General features: G+C 73.5%; 11 protein-coding genes. 8 read left to right on the plus strand and 3 right to left on the minus strand.

Features of this window, described 5'->3' with window-relative positions; translation table 11 throughout:
- The first annotated feature begins 274 nt into the window (after positions 1 to 274).
- The 3 genes from gntD (at position 275) to ACFVU3_RS12410 (ending at position 3,601) form a co-directional block, all read left to right on the plus strand.
- Complete coding sequence (gene gntD / locus ACFVU3_RS12400) at positions 275 to 1,348, plus strand: guanitoxin biosynthesis L-enduracididine beta-hydroxylase GntD (RefSeq protein WP_390065826.1); 1,074 nt, start codon at positions 275 to 277, stop codon at positions 1,346 to 1,348.
- 35 nt (positions 1,349 to 1,383) lie between these two features.
- The gene (locus tag ACFVU3_RS12405; RefSeq protein ID WP_390065827.1) at positions 1,384 to 2,154 is read left to right on the plus strand and encodes an SDR family NAD(P)-dependent oxidoreductase; all 771 of its coding nucleotides are present in this window, start codon (positions 1,384 to 1,386) and stop codon (positions 2,152 to 2,154) included.
- 208 nt (positions 2,155 to 2,362) lie between these two features.
- Complete coding sequence (locus ACFVU3_RS12410; RefSeq protein WP_390065828.1) at positions 2,363 to 3,601, plus strand: cytochrome P450; 1,239 nt, start codon at positions 2,363 to 2,365, stop codon at positions 3,599 to 3,601.
- Between the two features lie 58 nt (positions 3,602 to 3,659).
- On the opposite strand, the gene ACFVU3_RS12415 is transcribed toward ACFVU3_RS12410, so the two are convergent.
- Positions 3,660 to 4,463 (minus strand): thioesterase II family protein, encoded by an 804-nt coding sequence (locus ACFVU3_RS12415; RefSeq protein WP_390065829.1) that lies wholly within the window; start codon positions 4,461 to 4,463, stop codon positions 3,660 to 3,662.
- A gap of 149 nt (positions 4,464 to 4,612) precedes the next feature.
- Between ACFVU3_RS12415 and ACFVU3_RS12420 the strand changes: the two genes are divergently transcribed.
- Both ACFVU3_RS12420 and ACFVU3_RS12425 read left to right on the plus strand, forming a co-directional pair.
- Positions 4,613 to 4,957: an acyl carrier protein gene (locus ACFVU3_RS12420; protein ID WP_390065830.1), complete on the plus strand. Its 345-nt coding sequence runs from the start codon at positions 4,613 to 4,615 to the stop codon at positions 4,955 to 4,957.
- The gene (locus ACFVU3_RS12425; RefSeq protein WP_390065831.1) at positions 4,954 to 6,693 is read left to right on the plus strand and encodes an acyl-CoA dehydrogenase family protein; all 1,740 of its coding nucleotides are present in this window, start codon (positions 4,954 to 4,956) and stop codon (positions 6,691 to 6,693) included. The genes ACFVU3_RS12420 and ACFVU3_RS12425 overlap by 4 nt, the downstream gene beginning before the upstream one ends.
- Positions 6,694 to 6,730: 37 nt before the next feature.
- Here the strand turns inward: ACFVU3_RS12425 and ACFVU3_RS12430 are convergent, their stop codons facing one another.
- Both ACFVU3_RS12430 and ACFVU3_RS12435 read right to left on the minus strand, forming a co-directional pair.
- Complete coding sequence (locus tag ACFVU3_RS12430) at positions 6,731 to 8,095, minus strand: helix-turn-helix domain-containing protein (RefSeq protein ID WP_390065832.1); 1,365 nt, start codon at positions 8,093 to 8,095, stop codon at positions 6,731 to 6,733.
- A gap of 352 nt (positions 8,096 to 8,447) precedes the next feature.
- Complete coding sequence (locus tag ACFVU3_RS12435; protein WP_390065833.1) at positions 8,448 to 9,116, minus strand: 4'-phosphopantetheinyl transferase; 669 nt, start codon at positions 9,114 to 9,116, stop codon at positions 8,448 to 8,450.
- A gap of 189 nt (positions 9,117 to 9,305) precedes the next feature.
- Here ACFVU3_RS12435 and ACFVU3_RS12440 point away from each other — a divergent pair, with 189 nt between their 5' ends.
- The 3 genes from ACFVU3_RS12440 to ACFVU3_RS12450 all read left to right on the plus strand — a co-directional run bounded on the left by ACFVU3_RS12440 (position 9,306) and on the right by ACFVU3_RS12450 (position 13,968).
- On the plus strand, positions 9,306 to 10,292 hold the full coding sequence (locus ACFVU3_RS12440) for a LuxR C-terminal-related transcriptional regulator (protein ID WP_390065834.1): 987 nt from the start codon (positions 9,306 to 9,308) through the stop codon (positions 10,290 to 10,292).
- 226 nt (positions 10,293 to 10,518) lie between these two features.
- Positions 10,519 to 12,564 (plus strand): MFS transporter, encoded by a 2,046-nt coding sequence (locus ACFVU3_RS12445; protein WP_390065835.1) that lies wholly within the window; start codon positions 10,519 to 10,521, stop codon positions 12,562 to 12,564.
- A 90-nt stretch (positions 12,565 to 12,654) separates the two neighbouring features.
- Positions 12,655 to 13,968: an amidase gene (locus ACFVU3_RS12450; protein ID WP_390065836.1), complete on the plus strand. Its 1,314-nt coding sequence runs from the start codon at positions 12,655 to 12,657 to the stop codon at positions 13,966 to 13,968.
- Positions 13,969 to 13,990: the final 22 nt, after the last annotated feature.

Below are 13,990 nucleotides of genomic sequence, written 5' to 3' on the forward strand. Positions count from 1 at the left end.
CCCGCACGACCCGTACGCCCCGTACGGCCACGCACGACACCAGGCACGACGAGGCACGACCCGTACGGCCACGCACGACGAAGCACGACCACGCACGCACGACCACGCACGCACGACCACGCACGCACGACCACGCACGACCGCTGGATCTGTACGGCCGGGACCCTGCTCGGCCGGTCCGGTGGGACACACCACGCGCTCCGGCTCCCGCGCGGAGCGCACAGGACCGAACGACCGAAGACCCTCGTGGTCCCGACCAGGTGAGGACACCGACATGACTTCCACGACCCAGGCCACCGCCCCGCTTCCCCTGGACGGGGCCGGCTCCGAAGGGCTCGACACGCCGCTCGAGTTCCGGATCGACGCCGACGAGGCCGCCGAGCTGGAGTCCGTCGCCGAGAAGCTCGGCGACCTCCACGGCGCTCCCTCGCTCCCCGAGTTCTACGACCGGGCGTACGCCGCCGAGGACCTGCTCCCCGCGCGGCTGCGCGCCTTCCTCGCCGACTTCCGCCGCACCGAGCGGTCCGCCGCCTGCCTCGTGCACGGCTTCCCGGTGGACCAGGAGGCGCTGGGCGCCACCCCCGAGCACTGGCGCGACGCCGTCCGGGGCGAGACCGCCCGCGCGCAGGAGCTGTGGCTGGCGCTGTGCGGCCTGGTCCTGGGCGACCCGTTCGGCTGGGTGACGCTCCAGGAGGGCCGGATCATCCAGAACATCCTGCCGATCCGCGGGGACGAGGAGCGGCAGAGCGGCTACGGCAGCGAGGCGCTCCTGGAGTTCCACACCGAGGACGGCTTCCACCCCAACCGCTGCGACTACCTGATGCTGTTCGGGCTGCGCAACCCCGACCGGGTGCCGACGATCGTCGCCTCCGTGCGGGACGTCCGGCTCGACGCGCACGACCGCACGGTCCTCGCGGAGAACCGTTTCCACATCATGCCGGACACCGAGCACATCCGGCAGCTGGAGGCCCACGACCCCGCCCACCCCGCCCTCCCGGGCCTGCGGGCCATGCGGGACCGGCCCGAGCCGGCCGCCGTCCTCTCCGGCGACCGCCTCAACCCGTACCTGCGCATCGACCGCCCGTTCATGGACGTGCTGCCCGGCGACACCGAGGCCGAGGCCGCGCTCGACCGGCTCATGGCCGAACTCCAGCGCGTCCAGCAGGACATCGCGGTGGGCCCCGGCTCGCTGCTCCTCGTCGACAACTACCGCGCCGTGCACGGCCGCCGGCCCTTCACGGCCCGCTACGACGGCACCGACCGCTGGCTGAAGAAGCTCACCGTCAGCCGCAACCTGCGCCAGAACCTCAACGGTTACGCGCTCCAGCACCCGCGCGTCATCGTCTGAGACCGAGCAGCCGAGCAGAGAGGCAGGACCACCCCATGCGTACCGTCATCGTCTCCGGCGCGTCGAGCGGCATCGGCCACGCCACCGCCGAGCGCTTCGTCCGCTCCGGCGACCACGTCGTCAACCTCGACGTGCAGGCCCCGCCCGCCTCCACCGCGCAGGGCCCCCGCGAGGGCGGCGGACACCTGCGCTGGATCAAGACGGACGTCGCCGACTGGGAGGGCGTCCGGGCCGCCGTCGACGAGGTGCAGGCCGAGCACGGCCGGCTCGACGTCGTGATCGCCAACGCCGGCATCAGCGTCCGGCACGGCATCCTCGACCTCACCGAGGCCGAGGCCCGGCGCACCCTGGACGTCAACCTGATGGGCGTCCTCGCGCTGTGGCGCCACGCGACCGGGCACATGCTGCGCCAGGGCGGCGGCGTGCTGCTCGCCACGGCGTCCGTCAACGGCGCCCGCGGCTACCCGCTCTACGCCGACTACAACGCGTCCAAGGCCGGCGTGTCCTCGCTGTGCCAGACCTTCGCGATCGAGCTGGCCCCGCTGATCCGCACCGCCTGCGTCGCGCCCGGCGCGGTGCTGACGCCGATGCAGCGCGCCGAGTACACCGACGCGATGCTCGACGAGGTCAACGCCCGCATCCCGCTCCGGCGCCACGCGGCGCCCGAGGAGATCGCGGACGTCTTCCACTTCCTCGCGTCGGAGCAGGCGTCCTTCGTCTCCGGCCAGGAGTTCGTCGTGGACGGCGCCGAGACCGCGGGCGCCACCACCGCCTTCTTCCCGGGCCCCACCGAGCCCCTCCGCTGACCGCGGCCGGCCCCACCGGGCCGTCCCGCCGACCGCGGCCGGACTCACCGGCCGTTCCGCCGACCGCGGACCGGCCACCGTGCCGGGCCGTCCCGCCGACCGCGGGGCGGCCCGGCCGAGCCGTCCCGCCGTCCGCGGCCGGTCCCGCCGGCCCGCGGCCCGCGGCCGCTCCCCCCGTCCCGATCCGCACCACCGCCGGAGAGCCCAGATGACCGCCATGACCAGCCGCCCCGCGCTCGGAACGAGCACCCTGGAGGACGTCGACCTCGCCGATCCGCTGCTGCACGCCCGGCACGACCTGGGCCCGCACTGGAAGCGGCTGCGCGAGGAGGAGCCGGTGCACTGGCAGCCGCCGCGCGCCGGCCGCCCCGGGTTCTGGGTGGTCAGCCGCTACGACGACGTGGTCTCCGTCCTGGCGGACAGCGCCACCTTCACCTCGGAGCACGGCAATGTGCTCGACACCCTGCTCGCGGGCGGCGACTCGGCCGCCGGCAAGATGCTCGCCGTCACCGACGGCCGCCCCCACAAGGCGCTCCGCAGCGCCCTGCTCAAGCCCTTCTCGCCGCGCGCCCTCGACGTCGTCGTCGACAGCGTGCGGCGCGGCACCCGCGCCCTGGTGGCCGAGGCCGTCGAGCGCGGCACCGTGGACTTCGCCACCGAGGTCGCCGCGCACATCCCGCTGGCCGCCATCTGCGACCTGCTCGGCGTCCCGGTCTCCGACCGGCAGCACATCATCGACCTCACCTCCTCGGCCCTGTCCTCCCCGGACGGCGTGCCGACCGAGGAGGCGACCTGGGCCTCGCGCAACGGCCTGCTGCTCTACTTCTCCGAGCTGGCCGGCTCCCGCAAGGAGAAGCCGCTGGACGACGTGGTCAGCCTGCTCGTCACCCGGGAGATCGACGGGCGGACGCTGACGCACGAGGAGATCGTCTTCAACTGCTACAGCATCATCATGGGCGGCCACGAGACCACCCGGTTCGCCATGATCGGCGGGCTCCGCGCGCTGATGGAGCGGCCGGAGCAGTGGGAGGCCCTCGTCTCGGGCCGGGCGGGCCTCGCCCCGGCGGTGGAGGAGGTGCTGCGCTGGACCACGCCGGCCCTGCACGCCGGCCGCACCGCCGCGCAGGACGTCGTCCTCGGCGGCCAGTTCGTCGAGGAGGGCGACGTCGTCACCACCTGGATGTCGTCGGCCAACCGCGACGAGCGGATCTTCGACCGCGCCGACGCGTTCGACCTCGCCCGCACCCCCAACAAGCACGTGTCGTTCGCCTACGGACCACACTTCTGCCTGGGCGCCTTCCTGGCCCGGGCCGAACTGACCGCGCTCCTGGAGAGCCTGATCGAGCTGGTCGGGCACGCCGAGCCGGCGGGGGAGGAGTCGTACGTCTACTCCAACTTCCTCAGCGGCCTGTCGTCCCTCCCGGTCGCCCTGAAGCCGCGCGCCTGACACGCGCCGGTGCGGGCGGCGTGCCCTCGGGCGCGCCGCCCGCACCGGTCGTCCCGCCTCAGACCGCCGCGACCGCCGTGAGCTCGGCGACCACCGCGCCGACCGTCTCCCGCGCGTGGCTCTGCGGGAAGTAGTGCCCGCCGGGCAGCACCCGCAGCCCGTGCGCGGCGGTCGTGTACCGGTCCCACGGCTCGACCTGCGCCACCGTGGACACCGTGTCCTCGGCGCCCGCGAACGCCGACAGCGGGCAGCCGACCGGCTCCGGCCGCTCCGCCAGATACGCCTCGGCGAACGCCATGTCGCTGCGCACCGCCCGCAGCAGGTCCCGCAGGAAGTCGGGGAACTCGAGCAGCTCGGGCGGCAGCCCGCCGGTGCCGCTCAGCCAGTCGATGAGCCCGGCGTCGTCGCCGGAGGCCACGGAGCCCCGGCCCAGCGGCACGTGCGGCGCCCGCGACCCCGACACCAGCAGCGCGCTCGGGGTGCGCGTCGATCCGCCGCGCGCCGCCTCCGCCTCGATCCGGCGGGTCAGCTCGTACCCCAGCAGCGCCCCGAAGCTGTGCCCGAAGAAGGCGTACGGCAGGTCGAGCTCGTCGCGCAGCCCTTCGTGCAGGGCCTCCACCAGCGCGTCCATCGTCGGCGGCATCGGCTCGTCGATGCGGGAGCCGCGGCCCGGCAGCTCCACCGGCGCCAGCTCGATCCCGTCCGGCAGGTGCGCCCGCCACGGGCCGAAGACGCCGACGCCGCCGCCGGCGTGCGGCAGGCAGAAGAGCCGCAGCCGCGGGACGCCGCGGGCGTACCGGGCACTGATCCAGGAGGACGGGGCGAGCGGGCCCGCCGCGGACGCGGTGTCGTAAGTGGTCATGGCCGCCAGCCTGGGTGCCCCCGGCCGGTGTCGGCCAGGCAGCTCCGCGGCAACTTCGCCGCAAGTCGCCTGTGGGCCGCCGAAGTTGCCGCGTGGCTGCCGGGCGGGATGCCTGGGGGGCGGGGGGCGCCGTGCCTAGCGTGAGGCGCATGACGAACACTCCTGCCGCCGTCGGCACCGACGCCGTCTCCGCCATCGTGAGCGGGATGGTCCAACTGATCGCCCCCCGCAAGGTCGACTCCGTCGGCCCCGACCAGCGGCTGATCGGCGACCTCGGCTTCCACTCCCTCGTTCTCGCCGAGCTCGGTTACAACCTGGAGGAGCTGTACGGCCTCCGGTCGCTCAACCCCGAGGAGGCCATGCGGCTCCAGAGCGTCGGCGACGTGATCGAACTGGTCCGCACCGAGGTGGCCGCGGGGCAGGCCGCGCTGGCCGAGGCCGAGGTCGTCGAGGACGTCTTCGCCCGATACGGCGCCGAGAGCCCCCTTTCGTGACCGGGCGCGCCTTCGACCGTCCGGCCTACGCGCTCGCCGAGGACCTGGACCGGGCCCTCGGCGACCCCCACGCCCCGAGCGGGCCGTTCAGCTTCGCCGAGATCGTCGAGCACGAGGAGAACGGCGCGCTGCCGCCGGGCGCGGTGGACACCATCCGCGGCTGGGGCTTCGCCGAGCACCTGGTGCCGGAGACCTTCGGCGGCAAGCTGCGCAACCTGGAGCAGCTGTTCCTGCTGACCCGCTCGCTGTCGCGCCGCAACCTCACCGTCGCGGTGATGTTCGGCTCGGCGGTGCTCGGGGTCAACCCCGTGTGGCTGTGGGGCACCGACGAGCAGCGCCGGCGCGTGGCCGAGGGCTTCCTCGGCGGCGACCTCGCCTGCTTCGCGGTCTCCGAGCCCGACCACGGCAGCGACCTCGGCACCAACGAGACGACCGCCGCCCGTGACGGCGACGACTACGTCGTGACCGGCGAGAAGTGGCCCGTGGGCAACGCCACCCGCGGCCGCTTCGTCACCGTCTACGCCAAGGTCGAGGGCGCCGGTTCCTCCCTGCTGCTGATCGACAAGGAGGAGCAGGAGGAGGTCACCTGGGACAACCACCCGTTCGTCCGCACGGTCGGCCTGCGCGGGCACGACCTCAGCGGTCTGACCTTCCACGGCACCCGGGTGCCCTCCTCGGCGCTGATCGGCCGGCCCGGCGCGGGTCTGCCCGAGGTGCTCCAGGTCCTCCAGATCACCCGGACGGCCATCGGCGCCCTGTCGGTCGGCACCATGGACTCGGTGCTCCGCATCGCCCTCCGGCACTCCCGGGACCGGATCCTGTACGGGGCTCCGATCTACGAGATCCCCGTCATCCGGCGGCACCTGCTGGGCGGCTTCCTCGACCTGCTGATCGCCGAGTGCACCGCGCTGCCGGTGGCCCGGTCGCTCACCGTCGCGCCGTCCCGGCTCAGCCTCTGGTCGTCGGTGGTCAAGTACCTGGTGCCGACCCTCGGCGAGGAGGTCGTCCAGGAGATGGCCCGGGTGCTCGGCGCCCGCAGCTACCTGCGCGAGGGCGTGGCGCACGGGGCGTTCCAGAAGCTCCAGCGGGACCACGCGATCGCGAGCATCTTCGAGGGCACGACCCACGTCAACCTGCACGGCATCGCCGCGCAGCTGCGGGCCGTGGCCCGGGTGGCGGACACGCCGGCCCGGAAGGGCGAGGAGGTGCTGCGCGCGCTGTTCGACTGGTCGGAGGAGGCGCCCCGCTGGGAGCCCTCGGGCCGTGCGCTGCGGCTCACCAACGCGGCCGAGGACGAGATCACGCGCGGCTGGGGCCCGGCCGTCGACGAGGCGAAGCGGATCGCCGAGAGCGAGCTGCCGGCGGCCGAGGCGTCGGCGCTGGTGAAGGTGCTGGAGACGTTCGGCGAGCGTCGGCGGGCCTTCTACGCCCGGGTGGACAGCGACGCCTTCGACGCGGTGTCCACCGAGGGCCAGGACCTGGCCGCGGAGCACTGCGTGCACCACGCCGCGGCCTCCTGCCTGTACACCTGGCTCCACTCGTTCACGGCGGAGCGTGCCGCCGAGGGCGGCACGGGCTGGCTGGTCCTGGTCCTGCAGCGGCTCCTCCAGCGGATCGACCCCGCGGCCGAGCTGGACGAGACGTTCCTCCCGTGGCTGGAGGAGCGGATCCTCGCCTCGCTCGACGGCCCGGAGCACTTCTCGCTCCGGACCGTCAAGGAAGCGGTCGGCGCCTGACCCCCGCGATCATGCGCCCTTCGCGCCTGGTGTTCCGTCAGCCGACGGCGCACCAGGCGCTTTCCTCTGCCGGTGCGGCGACCTCGGTGACGAAGTGCCGGACCAGGGAGTGGACCCGGTAGTTGTACTGGCGCTCGCGGTGGATCTGTACGAGCGAGGCGTCGGCCAGTTCGGCCAGCAGGTGGGCGACGTGCGGAGCGCCGGCGGTGTCGTCGGGCCCCGGGATCGTGAGCGCGTCGTCCAGGGAGAACGTCCTGGGCAGGGCGGTCAGCCGGTGCAGCAGTTCCCGGTGGGGGTTCGGCAGCAGCTCGTAGCTCCAGCGGACGCTGCTCGACAGGGTGCGGTGCCGTGAGAGGTCGCCCGCGTCGACCCGCGCCAGCAGGTGGAAGAGGGTGTCGTCGTCGACCAGCGAGGTGAGCGGCAGGGACCGGAGGCGGCCTGCCGCTAATTCGATGGCCAGCGGGATCCCGTCCAGCAGGGCGCACAGCTCGCGGACGAGCGGCAGCCGGCTGCTCAGGTCGAGCGTCGGCAGGCTCGCCTGCACCCGGCGCAGGAAGAGTTCCACCGCGCTCGGCACGGCGGACTCGCCCCGCGCCCGCACGCCGGTGTCGAGCGGCTCGACCTCCCAGGTCTCCGCCGCGCTCACCGCCATGGTGCGGCGCGAGGTGACCAGGACGTGCAGGCCGGGGTGGGCGTCGAGCAGTCCGCGGACCACGCGGGCGGTCTGCTGGACGACGTGCTCGGCGCTGTCGAGCACCAGCAACTGCCTGCGCATTCCGGCGTCTTCGCGCGTAGAGATGTCGGAACGGACGAGGTCGCCGGTGATGCGGTTGAGCTCGGTGGCCGCGCGGACGGGGTCGATGTGCTCGGGCGGGCAGTCGTGCAGCTCGGCGACGGCGACGCCGTCCTGGAAGAGCGGCAGCAGCCGGGCGGCGGCCGCGAGGGCGAGCCGGGTCTTGCCGACGCCGCCGGGTCCGGTCAGGACGACGAGCCGGCCGCGCTGGACGGCGCCGAGCAGGTGCCGCAGGTCGGCCTGGCGGCCCACGAGCGGGGCCGGCAGCGGGCGGGGCCCGTACCAGGGCGGGGGACCGGAGTCGGCCGCCGGCCGCTCGGCCTCCGGGTGCGGGACGGGAGCCGGCCAGCCGCCGCTCTCCGCCGGGGCCCCCTTGTCGAGCGCGGACGCCGTGGCGCCGAACGCGCTCAGCAGCAGGGAGACCGAGCTGCGGCGGGGGTTGATGTTGGTGCCCGTCTCCAGGTTCCGGATGGTCCGGACGCTGACGCCGGACCTCTCGGACAGCTCTTCCTGGGTCCAGCCCGACATTCTGCGTTGGTGGAGCAGGAAGTCTCTCAGGCTGTGGATGTCCGTCGGACGGAAGGGGATGGCCTCGTTCGGGGTCTGCATGCGGAAGAACACCCTCCGGATCGTGTGCGGAATTGCGTGCAACGCGCAGGTGGATCAGCGGTGTTGTTCCGGCGACGACATGACATTGTCGCGGCCGCCCATTGCCGGAGCCGATCCGCGGGACGGGACGTGGATGGTCCCGAATTCCCGCCAGTATTTGCCTTTTTTCCGAGCTTTTCTGTGGGGCCGGTGAAAGACGGCGGTTGCAAGCGGGAGGCGGCCGATCGGGTTCAGCGTAACCGGGAAGTGTGGGCGGGACTGTGGCAGGAAGTGCTGGTTGGCAGCTTGGTGCCACTGATTCATATCGCCCGGAGGGAACGTGGAGGCGAGGAGCAGATGAACTGACGTGGGGTCAGATTTCACGTTGTTGAATGAGCAAACTTGTCAGCAGAATCCCCGACCGCTCCGACCAGCGTCCCACCAGGCCGTCTTCGGGAAGTGCCGGCAGCGACATTTCCGTTTCCGGCGGTATCACCAGGAACGTGCCGTCCGGGTACGGTCGCACCGTGAAGTCCTGGAATCCGAAGCGGGCCCCGAGCCACGGCGAGAACGCCTTGTACGCCGCCTCCTTGGCGCTGAACACCAGCCGGTCGCACGGCAGCGCGCCCGGCGGGAAGTCCGCCCGCAGCCACGCCCGTTCGGCCGCGCCCACCACGCGCGACGCCACCACGGCGGGCAGCGGCTCCAGCGGTTCCGCATCGATGCCCAGCGACGCGTACGCCGACCCGTGCGCCACCGCGGCCGCCCGGTAGCCCGCGCAGTGCGTCATGCTGCCCACCACCCCCGCGGGCCAGTCCGGAGCGCCCAGCCGTCCCGGCACCAGCGGCGCCGGCGCCGCGCCCAGCCCGGCCAGCGCCGTCCGCGCGCAGCCGCGCACCGTCGTGAACTCCCGGAGCCGCTCCGGCGACACGCCCGCCACGGCCTCCCGTTCGGCGGGGAAGAGCGCCACCCGGCCGGCCGGTCCGTCGTCGCCGAACGCCTCCGCCGCGCACACCCCGGCGGGCAGCAGTCCGGCGATCACCGGCACCCCGCCCCGGGCCGCCGGGCGATCCGTCCGCCCCGCGGAACCGGATTCCCCCCTTCGGCCCTCTTGATCGCACAAGCGGGTGATCGGGTAGAAAGTGGAAGAGCCGGGAGCGGGCGCGCTCGACCGATCCACCACCAGCCGCGCGCGCTTCGAAGGTAACGGGGAACAGGGGGACGCGGGCACATGCTCGGAAGACTAGGACGGTTAGGGTTCGACCACCTCGCGGCGGCCGTGTACCGGGGGATGATCGGCGGCAGCTCCAAGAGCGTGGACGACCTGGCCGTGGAGCTCGCCCTGCCGGCGGCCGAGGTGCGGTCGGCCATGGAGCGGCTGGAGAAACTGGATCTGCTGCTTCCGCAACGGGAGGGCCGCAGCCGGCTCGTCGACCCCAACCTCGGACTGAAATCCCTGCTGCTGCGCCAGATCGTCGGCATCGAGGAACGGATCAGGGAGTTCGAGGAGGACCGGGCCACCGTACTGGACCTGCTGGCACACTTCGCCGACCGGCATCCGGGCGGCATCGAGGCCGGCGGCGCCTATGTGTCCGGCCGCGAGGCGGTGACCGACCGGCTGTGGCAGCTGGCCGGAGACGTGGAGGCCGAATGGCTCGCCTTCGTCCCCGGCGGCGTGCGCAACACGGAATGGCTGGAACTGGCGGCGGCGCTGACCAGACAGGTCCACAACCGCGAGGTGGCCAACCGTACCGTCTACACCGACGGCATCCGGACCGACGCCGCCGCGCTCCGCCGGGCCACCCGCTGCGCCGAACTGGGCTGTCCGGTGCGCACCGTCCCGTCGCTGCCGGTGCACATGCTGCTCATCGACCGGACCCGTGTCCTGTTGCCGGTGGACCCCGGAGACCCCTGGTACGCCGTCATGGAGATCTCCTCCCCGGGCGTGCTGACGGCCCTCCAGGCGCTCTTCGAGTACGGCTGGGAGAGCGGCATCCCGCTCGGCACCGACACCGGCACCGACGAGCACGGGCTCAGCCCGCAGGAGCGCGAGCTGGTGCGGCTGCTCTCGCGCGGACTGACCGACGGCGCCGTGAGCAGGCGACTCGGCGTCTCCCTGCGGACGGTCCGCCGGGTCGTCGCCGACCTGTCCGCCCGGCTCGGCGCGGAGAGCCGCTTCGAGATGGGGTACAAGGCCGCCGAGCGCGGCTGGCTCTGACCGCCGCGCGGCACGCCGGGAGCACGCGCCCCGGACGGCCGGAACACGCCTTCCGGGGCGCCCGTTCCGGCCGTCCGGCACGCCCCGCCGCGGCCACCGGGCGCGGCGGCAACTCCGGCCGGAAGTTGCCGGTGCAGTGCCTGGTCCGTCCGTCCACCGGTGGACGAGCATCGGCGGGGAGCCGGGAGGTGATCCCGGGACCGCACCGCATGGAGGAAGAGGGCGAATGGCCACGGCGCAGCCGCGCTCCGAGGAGGACGAGCGGACCGAGGAGGCCGAGGACCGCCCAGGTTCGCTGTGGCGCAATCTCGACTACATGTACTGGTGGACCGGCAACGGCATGTCCACCCTCGGGACCAGTGTCTCCACCCTCGCCTTCCCGCTGCTGATGCTGGCCGAGACCGGCTCGGTGACCCAGGCCGGCGCCATCACCGCCTGCCACATGATCGGCACCCTGGTCATGCTGCCCGTCGGCGGCGTGCTCGCGGACCGGGTCTCGCGCCGCGCGCTGATGATCTCGGCGTCGTTCGGCCAGGCCCTCGCCATGGGCGCCGTCGCCGCCCTCGTCTACGGCGGCGACCCCACCATCCTCCTCCTGGACCTGCTCGCCCTCCTCGGCGGTCTCGCGGCCGGGCTGCGCAGTGGCGTGTCCATGTCCGCCCTGCGCCGGATCGTGCCCAAGGAGCAGGTGCCCACCGCCACCGCGCAGGGCATGGGCCGCGACATGGTCGCCCATCTGCTCGGCGCCCCGCTCGGCGGTCTGCTCTACTCGATGTCCCGCTGGGTGCCGTTCCTCTTCGACGCGCTCTCCTTCCTCTTCGTCACCCTCGCCTCGGCGCTGATCCGCCGCCCGCTGGGCCCGGACCGGTACACGGGGGACGGCCCGAGACCGGGCCTGTTCACCGAGATGGCCGATGGCCTGCGGATCGTCCGCGGCAGCCAGTACCTGGTGTTCACCATCGTCTGGGGCGCCCTGCTCAACGTCGTGGCCGAAGGCTTCACCCTGCTCTTCGTGGTCCTCGTGCAGCACCGCGGCGGCAGCCCCACCGACGTCGGCACCGCCACCTCGCTCGCGCTGGTCGGCGGACTGCTCGGCGCCACCGCGGGCCCCGCGCTGATGCGCAGCATGGGCGCCCGCCGGGTGATGCTGGTGGCCGCCTGGCTCTTCGTGGCCTGCTTCGCCGCCGTGGTCTGGGTGCCCCGGCCCTGGCAGATCGGCCTGGTCCTGCTCGTCGCGATGACCAGCATGGTTCCGCTGAACGTGGTCATCGAGTCGTACCAGGTGCGGCTGGTCCCCGACGCCTATCTGGGCCGGCTGGCCGCCGTCGTCCGCTTCAGCGTCCAGGCGGTGCAGTGGACCGGACCGCTGGCCGCCGGCTTCCTCGCCGACGCGCTCGGCGTCCGCGCGGCCGTCCTGGTCCTGGCCGTCTGCATGGTCGCCCTCGCCCTCGCCCTGCACGTCGCACGCGGCCGGCTGAGCATCCTCGACATTCCTCTGGCCGAGGTCCGGGAGATCGATCCCCCCGGCGTGTCGGCCCCGGCGCCGGTGGTTGACACCGACGCCAACGACCGCTCGAAAGAGGACAGTTCAGGCGAGGACGATCGCCGTGCGGAAGCAGGGTGTGGAAGGGTTGACGACATGACTGAACACTCCGGACATCACGACCAGAACAAGCAGATGGAACCCGCGAAGGCCCCGGGCAGCGAGCTCCTGGCCTCCGACCACGACCGCAACCGCGTCGCCGAGAAGGTACGGGCGGCCGTCGCCGCCGGCCGCCTGGAGATCGACGACCTCGACGCCCGGCTGGCCCAGGTCTACCAGGCCAGGACCCACGGCGAACTCGACGTGGCCGGCCGCGGCCTGCCCGACGTCGGCCCCCGCGACGCCCTCGTGGTGGACCGCGCCCCCACCTCCCGCTTCGCGCTCGGCATGTTCGGCGGGTTCGAACGCCAGGGCGAATGGGTGGTCCCGTCCCGGTTCACCGCCTGGTCGATGTGGGGCGGCGGCCGGCTCGACCTGAGCGAGGCGCGCTACGCCGAGCAGGAGACGGTCATCCGGGCCGTCGCGCTCTTCGGCGGCACCGAGATCATCCTGCCCGACGACATCGAGGTCGAGGTCAAGGGCTTCGGACTCTTCGGCGTCTTCGGCAAGCGCGGCGCGCGCAAGCACAACAAGCCGGGCACCCCCCGGGTGCTCATCAAGGGCCTCGCGATGTTCGGCGGAGTCGTCACCAAGACCAGGGAGATGGGCGGCCGCTCCCTCGAGAAGTAGGCCCCCGGCCGGCCCGTGACCGCACGGCCCGCCCCGTCCCGCCGTACCGGACCCCGCCCCTCCCCCTCGGGGCGAGACACGAAGGAAGCCATGGAAGATCCAGTGCGGACCACGTCCCTGCTCCACGTGGCCGAGAGCCTGCGCACCGGTGCCACCGGCGCGCCGGAACACACGGACGCCACCCTGCGGCGCATCGCCGACGTGGACCGGGCGGTGCGGGCCTTCGTGGACGAGCCGGAGCGGACGGAGCGGTTACGAGCGGCCGCACGGGACGCCGCGGACCGCCACCCGGCACCGGACACCCGTCCGGCGCTGTACGGCGTGCCCGTCGGCGTGAAGGACATCCTGCACGTCGACGGGCTGCCCACCCGGGCCGGCTCCGCCCTGCCGGCCGAGGAGCTCGCCGGACCCCAGGCCACCGCCGTCTCGCGGCTCCTCGCCGCCGGCGCGCTGATCGCCGGCAAGACGGTGACCGCCGAGTTCGCCGTCGCCGCCCCCGGCCCCACCCGCAATCCGCACGACCTCGACCACACACCGGGCGGCTCCAGCAGCGGCTCGGCCGCCGCCGTCGCCGCCGGACTCGTCCCGCTCGCCCTCGGCACCCAGACCATCGCCTCGCTCGTCCGCCCCGCCGCCTACTGCGGCGTCGTCGGCTTCAAGCCGACCCACGGACGCGTCCCGCTCGACGGAGTCCTCCCGACCTCGCCGTCGTACGACACCGTCGGCACCTTCACCGCCACCACGGCCGACGCCGCCCTCGCCGCGTCCGTCCTGTGCGACGACTGGCGGCCCGAGCGCGTCGGCGACGACCGCCCGGTGCTCGCCGTGCCAAAAGGCCCGTACCTCGGCTTCACCGAGCCCGAGGCCCTCGCCGCCTTCGACCGCCAGGTGACCGCCCTGCGCGACGCCGGATACGAGATCCGCGAGGTCCCGGTCTTCGACGACTTCGAGCAGGACGCCTTCTCCCTGTTCGTCATCAACCTCTACGAACTGGCCCGCGCCCACGCCGACCTGTTCGACCGCCACGCCGACCGCTACGACCCGCGCACCGCCGAGGCGATCCTCCAGGGCCGCACCGCCCAGGACTCCGACTACGCCGACGCGCTGAAGGCCCGCGACGCCTTCCGCGACCGCCTCACGGAGACGACCCACGGCCACGGCGTGGACCTGTGGATCACGCCCGCCGCCACCGGTCCCGCCCCCCGCGGACTCGACAACGCCGGCGACTCGGTCATGTCGCTGCCGTGGAGCGGCGCCGGCCTGCCGATCGTCTCGGTCCCGGCCGGACGCACCGCCGAAGGGCTCCCGCTGGGCCTCCAGTGCGTCGGCCGGACCGGCGAGGACGAACGGCTGCTGCGCTGGGCCGCCGACGTGGAAGGCGTGCTGGGCGCACTCCCCCTGTGACACCGTGCCGGCGGTTCCGGCG

Origin of the sequence: Streptomyces sp. NPDC058052 (assembly GCF_042885515.1) — a bacterium.
GTDB lineage: Bacteria > Actinomycetota > Actinomycetes > Streptomycetales > Streptomycetaceae > Streptomyces.